The sequence below is a fragment of the Streptomyces sp. UH6 genome (assembly GCF_013421635.1).
Lineage (GTDB): Bacteria > Actinomycetota > Actinomycetes > Streptomycetales > Streptomycetaceae > Streptomyces > Streptomyces abyssomicinicus.
Map to the genome: position 1 here is coordinate 1 of NZ_JACADT010000982.1, position 2,101 is coordinate 2,101.

General features: G+C 75.0%; 3 protein-coding genes. All 3 read left to right on the forward strand.

Annotated elements, in window-relative coordinates; all coding sequences use genetic code 11:
• Positions 1 to 505 (forward strand): iron ABC transporter permease (locus HW445_RS28285; protein WP_180223698.1); only part of this gene is annotated, 505 nt, incomplete at its 5' end.
• A 2-nt stretch (positions 506 to 507) separates the two neighbouring features.
• Positions 508 to 1,581: an ABC transporter ATP-binding protein gene (locus HW445_RS28290; protein ID WP_180223699.1), complete on the forward strand. Its 1,074-nt coding sequence runs from the start codon at positions 508 to 510 to the stop codon at positions 1,579 to 1,581.
• 24 nt (positions 1,582 to 1,605) lie between these two features.
• A partial coding sequence (locus HW445_RS28295) for a maleylpyruvate isomerase family mycothiol-dependent enzyme (RefSeq protein WP_180223700.1) occupies positions 1,606 to 2,101 on the forward strand: 496 nt, incomplete at its 3' end.

The following is a 2,101-nucleotide window of genomic DNA, read 5'->3' on the forward strand; positions in this document are numbered from 1 at the left end:
CGCGCTGCTGATGCTGCCGCTGGGCGTCTCCGCGGTGACCGTGGGCTTCGGCTTCCTGATCGCGCTGGACGAGCCGCCGCTGGACCTGCGGGCCACCTGGATCCTGGTCCCGCTGGCGCAGGCCCTGGTCGGCGTGCCGTTCGTGGTGCGGACCATGCTGCCGGTGCTACGGGCCGTCGACCACCGGCTGCGGGAGGCCGCCGCCGTGCTCGGCGCCTCGCCGTGGCGGGTGTGGCGGGAGGTGGACCTGCCGATGGTGCGGCGGGCGCTGCTGATCGCCGCCGGGTTCGCGTTCGCCGTGTCCCTGGGGGAGTTCGGGGCGACGGTGTTCATCGCGCGGCCCGACAACCCGACCCTTCCGGTCGCCGTGGCCAAGCTGATCGGGCGGCCCGGAGACCTCAACTACGGCCAGGCCATGGCCCTTTCGGTGATCTTGATGGTGGTGTGCGCGGCGGCGCTGCTGGTGCTGGAGCGGCTGCGCGGCGACCGGACGGGAGAGTTCTGACGATGCTGCTCAGCCTGGAGGGCGCGACGGTCCGGTTCGGCGGCGGCGCAGCCCTGGACGCGGTGGACCTGGCGGTCGCCGAACACGAGATCGTCTGCGTGCTCGGCCCCAGCGGCAGCGGCAAGTCGACGCTGCTGCGCGCCGTCGCGGGGCTCCAGCCGATGGACGCCGGACGGGTGCTGCTGGACGGCCGCGACCAGGCGCGCGTTCCCGCGCACCGGCGGGGCGTGGGCCTGATGTTCCAGGACCACCAGCTCTTCCCGCAGCGCGACGTGGCCGGCAACGTGGCGTTCGGGCTGCGGATGCGCGGCGTCGGTCGCGGTGAACAGGCCGAACGGGTCGCGGAGTTGCTGGAACTGGTCGGCCTGCCCGGTGCCGGGCGGCGGGCCGTGGGCACACTGTCCGGCGGCGAGCAGCAGCGCGTCGCCCTGGCCCGGGCGCTGGCCCCCAGCCCCCGGCTGCTGATGCTGGACGAGCCGCTCGGCCAGCTCGACCGCACCCTGCGGGAGCGGCTGGTCGTCGAACTCCGCGATCTCTTCGGCCGGCTGGGGACCACGGTGCTGGCCGTCACGCACGACCAGGGCGAGGCCTTCGCCCTCGCCGACCGGGTGGTGGTGATGCGCGACGGACGGATCGCCCAGTCCGGCACCCCCCTGGAGGTCTGGCAGCGGCCCGCGGACGCCTTCGTCGCCCGGTTCCTCGGCTTCGAGAACGTCGTACGGGCGACGGTCACCGGGGCGGTCGCGGACACCCCGTGGGGCAGGGCGCCGGTGCCCGAGGGCTCCGCACAGGGCGAACGGACCGTGCTGGTACGGCCGTCGGGCGTCCGGGTGACGTGCGGGGACGCGGCCGGGAACGGTGACGGGGCCGGGGACGGTGCGGGTGCCGGGGACGGGGGAGGGCTGCGGTGCCTGGTGGCGGCCCGTACCTTCCAGGGCGCCCAGGTCTCGCTGCGGCTGCGCCCCGAAGGACGGGCGCCGGAGCTGGAGGCGGTCTGCCCGCTGCGGGACGCGCCCGCGCCGGGCGACACGGTGGACGTCTCCTTCGACGCCGGGGAAATCGTGGTGCTGGACTGACCCGCAGGGCTTAGGGTGCGCGTGATGATCACTCTTACCTATGCGGACCACGTCGCGCACATCGAGCGGCAGGTGACCCTGCTGAGGTCGCTCCTGGCCTCGGACGCCGACCTCACCGCGACAGTGCCCACCTGCCCCGACTGGACCCTGGAGGAGCTGGTCCGGCACGTCGGCGGAGCCCTGCGCTGGGCCGCGCTGCTGGTGTCGGAACGGGCCACCGGGAACATCCCCGACGAGCGGGTCCCGCTCCTCGACGGCCCGGCGGAGCGGGGCGACGCCGCGGCGCTGGACGCGTGGTTCGGGGAGTCCGGCCGGCTGCTGGCCGAGGCGCTGCGCGCGGCGGGGCCCGACACCCCGGTGTGGTCCTGGTACCAGGACCACACCGCCGGATTCTGGGCCCGCCGGATGTGCAACGAGCTGGCCGTCCACCGCGCGGACGCGGCACTGGCCGCAGGGCGGCCCTACGAGGTGGCTCCGGAGGTGGCCGCCGACACCGTCGAGGAGTGGCTGGAGATCGTCC